The 9,585-nt window shown below is 75.5% G+C and carries 9 protein-coding genes; 3 read left to right on the forward strand and 6 right to left on the reverse strand.

Going from position 1 to position 9,585, the window contains the following annotated elements; translation table 11 throughout:
* Positions 1 to 124: 124 nt before the first annotated feature.
* Positions 125 to 805 (reverse strand): TetR/AcrR family transcriptional regulator, encoded by a 681-nt coding sequence (locus GL263_RS14740; RefSeq protein WP_182856162.1) that lies wholly within the window; start codon positions 803 to 805, stop codon positions 125 to 127.
* Positions 806 to 934: 129 nt separating this feature from the next.
* Here GL263_RS14740 and GL263_RS14745 point away from each other — a divergent pair, with 129 nt between their 5' ends.
* Together GL263_RS14745 and GL263_RS14750 are read left to right on the forward strand one after the other, a co-directional pair.
* Positions 935 to 1,594, forward strand: a complete 660-nt coding sequence (locus GL263_RS14745; RefSeq protein ID WP_182856163.1) for an NADPH-dependent F420 reductase — start codon at positions 935 to 937, stop codon at positions 1,592 to 1,594.
* A 91-nt stretch (positions 1,595 to 1,685) separates the two neighbouring features.
* A complete protein-coding gene (locus tag GL263_RS14750; protein ID WP_182856164.1) occupies positions 1,686 to 2,390 on the forward strand; it encodes an alpha/beta fold hydrolase in 705 nt (234 codons plus the stop codon).
* Between the two features lie 55 nt (positions 2,391 to 2,445).
* Here the strand turns inward: GL263_RS14750 and GL263_RS14755 are convergent, their stop codons facing one another.
* The 4 genes from GL263_RS14755 to fmt form a co-directional block, all read right to left on the reverse strand.
* A complete protein-coding gene (locus GL263_RS14755) occupies positions 2,446 to 3,438 on the reverse strand; it encodes a sugar-binding transcriptional regulator (RefSeq protein ID WP_182856170.1) in 993 nt (330 codons plus the stop codon).
* A gap of 157 nt (positions 3,439 to 3,595) precedes the next feature.
* Entirely contained in the window at positions 3,596 to 4,276 is a 681-nt protein-coding gene (gene rpe, locus GL263_RS14760) for a ribulose-phosphate 3-epimerase (protein WP_182856165.1), read from the reverse strand.
* 107 nt (positions 4,277 to 4,383) lie between these two features.
* Positions 4,384 to 5,814 (reverse strand): RsmB/NOP family class I SAM-dependent RNA methyltransferase, encoded by a 1,431-nt coding sequence (locus tag GL263_RS14765; RefSeq protein ID WP_182856166.1) that lies wholly within the window; start codon positions 5,812 to 5,814, stop codon positions 4,384 to 4,386.
* A 101-nt stretch (positions 5,815 to 5,915) separates the two neighbouring features.
* Positions 5,916 to 6,848, reverse strand: a complete 933-nt coding sequence (gene fmt, locus GL263_RS14770; protein WP_182856167.1) for a methionyl-tRNA formyltransferase — start codon at positions 6,846 to 6,848, stop codon at positions 5,916 to 5,918.
* 240 nt (positions 6,849 to 7,088) lie between these two features.
* On the opposite strand from fmt, the gene GL263_RS14775 reads away from it, so the two are divergent.
* Positions 7,089 to 7,616, forward strand: a complete 528-nt coding sequence (locus GL263_RS14775; RefSeq protein WP_182856168.1) for a hypothetical protein — start codon at positions 7,089 to 7,091, stop codon at positions 7,614 to 7,616.
* 139 nt (positions 7,617 to 7,755) lie between these two features.
* Here the strand turns inward: GL263_RS14775 and GL263_RS14780 are convergent.
* Positions 7,756 to 9,585: primosomal protein N' (locus GL263_RS14780; protein WP_182856169.1), on the reverse strand; the 1,830-nt coding region annotated here is incomplete at its 5' end.

Here is a 9,585-nt window from a genome sequence, read left to right on the forward strand (position 1 = left end):
CCCGGCGCTCTCGGGCGCGTGCGCTCCCGCGCTTCTTACCGTTGGGTAAACCTACTCAGCCGTAAGGAGAAATCAATGGGTCGCGCGAGAACAGTCGCCGGTGTTCCCGGCGGCTCCGGCGCGCCTACCCGCTGTGGGGCACCCAGCTCTCGCCGCGCAACACCCGTTCCATACCGGCCCAGACCATGTTCATCAACCGCAGCGCGACACCGTCGGGGGACTGCCCGGGATGCCGTTCCATCCAGTCGGTGAGCGAGTCCGCCGCACCCACCAGGGAGTGGGCGACGAAGTCCGCGTCCTCTTCGCGGAGTTGGCCGGCACCGTCGCCGCCCTCCCCTTGCGCGCCCTGCCCTTGCGCGCCCTGCCCTTGCACGCCCTCCCGGACCAGCCCGGCGACCTGCGCCAGCACCGCCCTGCGGGCCAGTGCGACCTCCCGGGCGATGGACTCGCTCAACTCGGCCGCCTGCCGGTACAGCACCACCCAGCCGTCCCGGTGTTCGGCGACAAAGGCGAAGAACGCGCGGAGCCCGGCGTACAGCCGCTGGTCGGGAGGGCCGGCCTCCCGTGCGGCGTCCTGGAAGGCACGCACCAGCCTGTCCGCCTCCCGGCGCAGGCAGGCGATGAACAACCCCTCCTTGGACTCCAGGTACAGGTAGACCATCGGCTTGGAGATGCCGGCGAGGTCGGCGATCTCGTCGACCGAGGAGGCGTGGTAGCCCCGCTTGGAGAACACCCGCACCGCCACGTCGATGATCTGCTGCTCCCGGATCCGGCGGGGCACCCTGCGTCTGCGCTCTTCGGTCACCAGGCGAGCCTACCCAGCACGCCGAGGACCGGCCGCGGCCGAGGCACCCGCTGAAATACGGTCGCCCGCGCGGTGGTTGAGGCAGGGGCGGCCCGGCACGGCGGCCGCCCGACACCGTCTGGAGAGCTCATGAAGATCGGCATCATCGGCGCGGGCAACATCGGCGGCAACCTGACCCGCCGCCTCCGCGCGCTCGGGCACGAGGTGTCCGTCGCCAACTCGCGCGGCCCGCACACCCTCACCGCGCTCGCGGAGGAGACCGGCGCCACGCCCGTGCACACCACCGAGGCGGCACGCGGGGCCGAGGTGGTGGTGGTGACGATCCCCCTGAAGAACGTCCCCGACCTGCCGTCCGGCCTCTTCGACGAGGCCGCCGAGGACGTTGTGGTCATCGACACCAACAACTACTACCCGAAGGAACGGGACGGCCGGATCGCCGAGATCGAGGCCGGCCTGGCGGAGAGCCGGTGGACGGAACGCCACCTGGGCCGGCCGGTGGTGAAGGCGTTCAACGGCACCTACGCCGCCGACATCGTCGAGCGGCCGCGGCCCGCCGGCGACCCGGAGCGCATCGCCCTCCCCGTCGCCGGCGACGACCCCGAGGCAAAGCGGGTCGTCCGGGAACTGGTGGAGGAGATGGGCTTCGACACCGTCGACGCCGGCGGACTCGACGAGTCCTGGCGGCAGCAGCCGGACACCCCCGTCTACGGCCTGCGGGGCGACGCCGAGCAGGTGCGGAAGGCCCTGGCGGCCGCCTCTCCGGAACGCCCTGCCGCCTTCCGCGCGTAGCCGACGGCGCGGGACGTCTCCCTTCGTGCGCCCCGCGGCTGCCGGACACCGCCTGCCGCCGATTGTCAGACCCGGCCGCTAGGTCGCGGACATGACGGAATTTGTTCTCGTGGCAGGCGCGTGGCTCGGTTCGTCGGCGTGGGACGAGGTGGTGCCCGAGCTGCGGGCCGCCGGGCACGGCGCGCATCCCCTGACGCTGTCCGGTCTCGCCGAGCGGCAGGCCGAGCCCGCGGGCCAGCGGACCCATGTGCGGGACATCGTCGCGGAGGTCGAGCGGCTGGACCTCCGCGAGGTCGTGCTCGTCGGTCACAGCTACTCGGGCATACCGGTCGGCCAGGCGGCCGGACTGATCGGCGAGCGGTTGCGCCACCTGGTGTTCGTCGACTCCAACATCCCCGTGGACGGCGAGTCGTTCGTCGCACAGTGGCCGGAGGGCCGACCGATGGTCGAGGCCGCCCTCGCAGCGAACGACGGCGGGTGGCCGCCGGTCGCCGAGGCCTACGCGGGGCAGGAGCTCGATGAGGCCCGGGTCGCCCGGATCCTGGCCGACTCCACGCCGCACCCCGGCCGCACACTCACGGAACCGGCCGAACTGGCCCGTCCGCTCGGCGAGTTGCCGGCGACCTATGTGAAGTGCCTGCTGGCCGGGGAGGAGCTTGACTCCCGGGTGACGAAGCTGGTGGCCGACGGGAGGTGCCGGGTGGTCCGGATGGACACCGGTCACTGGCCGATGTTCTCCCGCCCCCGGGAGCTGGCCCGGGTGCTGCTGGAGGCGGCCGGTACGACCCACCGCTGAGCAGGCCGGCGTCGGACCGGTCGGCGGTGGGGGCCGGTCCGCCCGCCCGGGCGGCTCAGCGGGTCTGGTCCGGGTCGGCGCGGTCCAGCGCGGGACGGGGGCCCGGCGGGATCTCGCGCAGCAGCCGGTCGGCGGCGGCGGTGTCGGTGACCAGGCTGGTGACCAGCCCCGAGCGCAGTACGGCGTTGATCGCCTCCGCCTTGCGGCCACCGCCGGCGATGGCCACCACCTCGGGGACGCGCCGCAGCCGTTCGGCCTCCACGGTGATGCAGCGCTCGCCGAGATCCCGCCCGATGCGCCGGCCCTCCGCGTCGAAGAGGTGGGCGGACATCTCGGCGGCGACCCCGAGCGAGGCGTAGTGGGCCCGCTCCTCGGGCGCCAGCATGTCGTGCACGGTGGAGACGCCCGGCTCCCAGGAGCCGATGGACACGGCGGCGACGGTGACCTTGTCGAAGTACTCGTAGGCGGCGGCGATGCTCGTCTGCCTCCGCAGCGCCTCGGCGGTGGCGGGATCGGGCAGCAGCATGGGCGCGTAGATCGGGTGCGCCTCACCGCCGGCGACCTCCGCGGCCCGGCGCACCGCCTCGACCGAGCCGCGGTCGGCGGTGCCGGCGTCGTACACGCCGGTCAGCTGCACGACCGTGCACGGCGGCAGCCGGCGCAGCGCGGTGGCCATGTGGATCGTCGACCGGCCCCACGCGAGTCCGAGCACGTCACCCTCGGTGACCAGCTCGCCCAGCAGGTCGGCGGCGACCTCGCCGAGGTTCTCCGGGTCGGCCGCGTCCTCCTGCGCGTCGGCCGGCGCCTCCACCACCACGGCGTGCCGCAGCCCGTAGCGGGCGCGCAGCGCGTCCGAGCGCTCGGCGTCGAGTTCCGCCGGAACCCGGATCTCGATGCGGATCAGGTCCCGCTCCAGCGCCGTCTCCAGCACCCTGGCCACCTTGAAGCGGCTGACGCCGAACTCGTCCGCGATCTGGATCTTGGATTTGCCCTCCAGGTAGAAACGGCGCGCCATGGCCGCCGCCTGCATCAGCTCGGCGGGCCCCATCCTCGTCGCCGCCCGACCCGTCGACACTGCAACTCACCTCACTGTTCAAGCCGCACTCGCGCATCGCCGCGCGGTCTTCATCCTCGCAGATCCGCACGGTTCCCGACCGGTACCGTGCAGGGTGCAGCCATCCCGGCCGCAGGGGGGTGGTGGCGGTTCAGTGCGCGCAGCCGGTCCGCGCCTCCTGCGCCTGGCGGCGCAGCATGCGGACGGCGGCCGCCGGATCGTCGGTGCCGTAGACGGCACTGCCGGCGACAAAGACGTCCGCGCCGGCCTCGGCGCAGCGCTCGATCGTCTCGGCGGAGACCCCGCCGTCGACCTGGAGCCACATCGAAAGACCGTGCTTGTCGATGAGCTGGCGGGTGCGGCGGATCTTCGGCAGCGTCACGTCCAGGAACGCCTGGCCGCCGAAGCCGGGCTCGACGGTCATGACCAGCAGCATGTCCAGCTCGGGCAGCAGGTCCTCGTACGGCTCGATCGGGGTGGCGGGCTTGAGCGCCATCGAGGCCCGGGCCCCCTTGGCGCGGATCTCCCGGGCCAGCCGCACCGGCGCGGCGGCGGCCTCCGCGTGGAAGGTGACGGAGCCGGCGCCGGCCTCCACGTACTGCGGCGCCCAGCGGTCCGGGTCCTCGATCATCAGGTGGCAGTCCAGCGGGGTGTCGGTCGCCTTCCGCAGTGCCTCCACCACCGGCACGCCCAGGGTGAGGTTGGGTACGAAGTGGTTGTCCATCACGTCGACGTGCAGCCAGTCGGCGCCGTCGGCGCCCCCGACCCGCTCCGCCTCCTCGGCGAGCCTGGCGAAGTCAGCGGAGAGAATGCTGGGGTTGATCTGAGCCATGGCTCCAGTATGTCGCCTGCCGGCGGGGCCGGTTCACCGGGTACCGCGCCGTCGCCCGGGCGCCGCCCGGGGTTCACGTCCCGCCGCGGACCTGCCTCCCGCCGGGGTCAGGTGTCGAGCGGGCGGCGCAGCAGCGCGAGGTACATCGCGTCCGTGCCGTGCAGGTGCGGCCACAGCTGGACGTCCGGGCCCTCGCCCAGGTCCGGCACGCCCGGCAGCAGCGGCCGGGCGTCGATCCACTCGGCGGGCTCCTCCCGCAGCACGTCCCGGACCACGGCCCGGGTCTCGGCCAGGTGCGGTGAGCAGGTCGCGTAGCCGACCACCCCACCGGGACGGACGGCCCGCAGCGCCTGGACGAGCAGCGCCCGCTGGAGCGGGGCGAAACCCTCCAGGTCCTCGGGACGGCGCCGCCAGCGCGCCTCGGGGCGCCGCCGCAGCGCGCCCAGCCCGGTGCAGGGCACGTCGACCAGGACCCGGTCGAAGGTCGCCGGACGCCAGGCCGGGCGGGTGCCGTCAGCGGTGATCACCTGGTGGCGGCCGGGAGCGCCGGCCAGCGCCCGCTCGACCAGCCCGGCCCGGTGCGGCTGACGCTCGGAGGCGATCAGCGCGGCGCCGCGTTCGGCGGCGAGCGCGGCCAGCAGCGCCGCCTTGCCGCCGGGGCCCGCGCAGCCGTCGAGCCACCGGGCGTCGGGGCCGGTGAGCGGCGCGTTGGCCAGGGCGAGCGCGACAAGCTGGCTGCCCTCGTCCTGCACTCCGGCACGCCCCTCGGCCACCGCCGGCACGTTGCCCGGGTCGCCGCCCTCGGACAGCCGGACGGCAAACGGGGACCAGCGGCCCGGTTCGGCGTCCCGCTCGGTGAGCAGTTCCTCGGGGGTGGAGCGGCCCGGGCGGGCCACCAGCGTGACCTCGGGCCGGCTGTTGTCCGCCTCCAGCAGCTCCTCGATACCGGCGCGGCCGCCGCCGAGCGCGTCCCACAGCGCGGAGACCACCCACCGCGGGTGGGAGTGGACCAGCGCCAGGTGCTCCTCCGGGTCCTTGTCGTAGGGCGGTGCGATGCGCTCCAGCCACTCGTCGAGGTCGTACGCGGCGATCCGCCGCAGCACGGCGTTGACAAACCTGGCCCGCCCGTCGCCGAGGACGCAGCGCGCCAGTTCCACGGTCGCGCTGACCGCCGCGTGGCCAGGGATGCGGGTGCCCAGCAGCTGGTGGGCACCGAGCGACAGCACGTCGAGGACGGGCGGGTCGACCTCCCGCAGGGGGCGGTCCACGCAGGCGGCGATCACCGCGTCGTAGGTTCCCTGGCGGCGGAGGGTGCCGTAGACCAGCTCGGTGGCGAAGGCCGCGTCGCGGTCGTCGAAGCCCTCGTTGTCCTCCCGGGCCTTGCGGAGCAGGGGCGGGAGGACCAGGTTGGCGTAGGCGTCCCGTTCGTCGACCGCGCGCAGCGCCTCGAAGGCGGCGATGCGGGCGGGGTCGCGGCGCGGGCGGCGGTAGGGCTTGTGCGGGCGGCGCGCGCCGCCGCGGCGAGGCTGGTCACTCACGTGGGAAGGTGCTCCGGAGGTACGGGATCGGGCCGAAGCTCCCAGCCTACGGGCCGGGCGCCGGCGCCGCCGCACGCACCCGCCCCCGGTGGCGGGCGGGCCTACTTCCCGAGGGTCTCGCCCGAGCTGATCCGCACGCCGCGCGCCCAGTCGTCGGCCTTCATCGGGCGCTTGCCCTGCGGCTGCACCCACACCAGCTCCACCGCGTACGAGCCGGTGCCCACGTGCACGGAGTGCTTGCCGACCCGGAGTTCGCCGGGTGCCAGGTCGGTGACGGCCGGGTCCGGCTTGGCCTGGACGAGCTTCAGCCGCTCGCCCCGGAAGACCGTCCAGGCTCCGGGCGCGGGCGAGCAGCCGCGTACCACCCGGTCGACCCGCAGCGCGGGCGTCGCCCAGTCGACCCGGGCGTCCGCGACGGTGAGCTTCGGCGCGAAGCTGACGCCGCGCTCGTCCTGCGGCACGGCCTTCAAGCTGCCGTCCTCGATGCCGTCCATCGTCGCCGCGAGCAGCCCGGCGCCCGCGAACGCCAGCCGGGTGAGCAGGTCGCCGCTGGTGTCGGTGGGCCGGATCTCCTCGGTGACCACGCCGTAGACGGGGCCCGAGTCCAGCGACTCCTCGATCTGGAAGGTGGCCGCCCCGGTCATCTCGTCGCCGGCGAGCACCGCGTGCTGCACCGGGGCCGCGCCGCGCCAGGCGGGCAGCAGCGAGAAGTGCAGGTTGACCCAGCCGTGCGCCGGGATGTCGAGCACCGCCCTGGGCAGCAGCGCGCCGTAGGCGACCACCGGGCAGCAGTCGGGGTTGATCTCCCGCAGCCGGTCCTGGAAGTCCGCGTCCCGCGGGTGCGCCGGCTTCAGCACCTCGATACCGGCCTCCTCCGCCCGGTCGGCGACCGGACTGGCGACCAGCCGCCGCCCGCGCCCGGCCGGCGCGTCAGGACGGGTCACCACGGCCGCCACCTCGTGGCGCTCGCTCGCGATGAGGGCGTCCAGTGCGGGAACGGCCACCTCGGGGGTGCCGGCGAAGACCAGCTTCATGGGGGCGGGGCCACCTCTCGGTGTGTCTGTGGACCGGGTTGTGCGGACGCGTCAGTCTACGGTGTGTCACCGGGCCGTGCCGGGGGGCGTACCGGGTCGCGTGCGCTCCCGAACGGGGTTCGCTCACCACCCGGGCGTGACCAGGCGCCCGGTGAGGCGTTGGTCAATGAGATTTGACCGTCAGCACAGCGGGGAGCCGACCGCGCTTCCTGAACTCACGCCGGTTCGAGAGGCTTGCTCATGGCCGACAACGCCACCCATGACGCCCAGGCACGCGCCAGTCTGCACCTGCTGGTGCGGGACATCGAGCGGGTACGCCGGCAGGTGGACGCGATGCGTACGCTCACCGCGCAGCTGGGCAACGTCTACCGGCCGCGCCGCAGCGGCCCGTCCACGGGCTTTGTGGTGTACGGGCGGGCTCCCGCACCCACCGTGCGGCTCGCGCAGGAACTGCGGGACAGCGTCGAGACGCTGGTCACGGCCGCTGTGGAGTTCGACCGTTCGCTCGGCTTCTCCTGGGACGCCGTCGGTTCCGCACTGGGCGTCACCAAGCAGGCGGTGCACCGCCGTTACGGTGCCCGACGCTCCACCGAGCGGGCCGCCGCACTGACCGCGGCGGCGCCGGCGGAGGTCGGCGAGGAGCAGGTCGGCCGCGGCGAGCAGCCGCCCACCGTGCCGGCCGCCCGGACCGGCGGCGTCCACCCGCCCGTCGCCGAGTCCCTCACGGAGAGCCGCGGCGGGCTGCTTCCCGGACCACGCAACGGCTGAACTCCTCCGCAGCCGTCCTCCCCACGCCGCCCGGTGCCGCCACCGGCCCGTCCTCCCGGGGCCGTGCCGCACCGGGCGGCCCCCTTGCCGCGCAGGCCCGGGCGGCCCCTCACCGCGATGCCCCGGGCGAGTCGTGTGGTCAGCCGATGTCGCGGGGGTCGACGCGGATACGGACCGGGGGACCCGCGCGGTGGGCGAGACGGGCGGCCTGGGCGGTGCGCAGCGCCGCCGCGAGGGCCGCGCCGCTGCCGGGCGGCACCCGCACCAGCGCCCGCTCCCAGCGCTCCCCCGGCGGCGGGTCGCCCGGCCGGCGGGGACGCCCGGGCGGGACCACCGGCATCGGCACGGGGCCGAGCACCTCGGCGCTCGCCGGCAGCCCGGCCCGTTCGAGCAGGTCGGCGACGCCCTCCGGCGGGCCGGTCACAGCCGCCATCCGGGAGACCGGCGGATAGCCGAGTTCGGCCCGGTCGGCCAGCTCCAGCTCGGCCAGCCAGCGCGGGTCCCAGCGCAGCAGGGCCTGGACTGGCCGCAGTCCCGGGTCGGCGACGGCCACCACGGTGCCGCCCTCTTCGGCGGGCCGGACGAGCGCGGCGGCGGTGAGCCAGCGGCGCAGCGCCTCCTCGGCGGCGCGCAGGTCGGGCCGCGACAGCAGCGCCCAGCCGTCGAGCAGCAACGCGGCGGCGTAGCCGGGCCCTTCGGGCACCGGTTCCGCGCCGGGGGTGCTCACCACCAGCGCCGGACGGTCCGGGACGGTGTCGAGGACGTGGTCCCGGCCGGAGGTGCGGACGGGCACGCTCGGCAGCGCCCGCCCCAGCTCCTCGGCCGTCCGCCGGACGCCGACGACGGTCGCCCGCAGGCGCGCGCCGCCGCAGTCGGGGCAGCGCCAGCCGGGCGCGCCCGGCACCCGGTCGCCGCACCACCCGCAGCGCAGCGAGCCGTCGTCCGCCGCCTCCAGCGGCCCGTGGCAGGTGCCGCAGCGGGCCGGGGCGCGGCAGCGTTCACACGCCAGGCGCGGCACGTACCCGCGGCGCGGCACCTGCACGAGCACCGGGCCGGTCTCCAGGGCCCGGCGGGCCGTCTCCCAGGCCAGGGTGGGGAGCCGGGCGCTGCGCGCGGCCGGGTCCCTGGCCTCCTCTCGGTCCCCGACGGTTCTGACCTGCGGCGCGGTCGCCCGGACCGTCTCCCGGGTGGCGGCCAGCTCTCCCGCCCAGCCGGTGCCGACGAGTTGGGCGCCCTCGACCGTGCGGCTGTGCCCGCCGAGCAGCATCCCGGCGTGCTCGTGGGCGGCGCGCAGCAGCAGCACGTCGCGGGCGTGCGGGCCGGGGGCGTGGTCGTCGCAGTGCGCCTCGTCGGCGTCGTCCCAGATCACGGCCAGCCCGAGGTCGGCGACAGGGGCGAACATCGCCGCCCGGGTGCCGACGACCGCGCGTACCGCGCCACGGCTGACGGCCAGCCATCGCCGGTAGCGTGTCTCGGCGCCCGCGTCGGCGGTGAGCAGGACGTGGTGCCCTTCGCCCACCAGTTCCCGCAGCGCCGCGTCGACGCGCAGCGCCGCACGGCCGTCGGGCAGTACGGCGATCGCGCCGCGTCCGGAAGCGAGGGTGGCCTGGAGCGCGCGCGCCAGCTCGTCGGGCCAGCCGGGGCCGGGCAGCGCCGTCCACACGGCTCTGGGCGACCCGCCCTCGGCGAGCGCCCGCAGGTAGGCGGGGCCGTCCGGGTAGCGCGACCAGCCGCCCGGCTCGGGCGCCGGGGGCAGCGGCGGGGCGGGCGGCGTCGGCCGCTTCTCCGCTCGGGCCACCCGTGGCGGCACGGCGAGCTGCACCACGTCCGCCAGCGCCCCGGCGTACCGGTCGGCCACCGCACGGCACAGCCCCAGCAACTCGGGGGTCAGCACCGGCTCGGGCGACAGGACCTGGGCGATGGGCGCCAGCACGCCGGGGAAGTCGCTCTCCGCGACACGCTCCACGAT

This window comes from Streptomyces durbertensis (assembly GCF_014156695.1).
GTDB classification, from domain to species: domain Bacteria; phylum Actinomycetota; class Actinomycetes; order Streptomycetales; family Streptomycetaceae; genus Streptomyces; species Streptomyces durbertensis.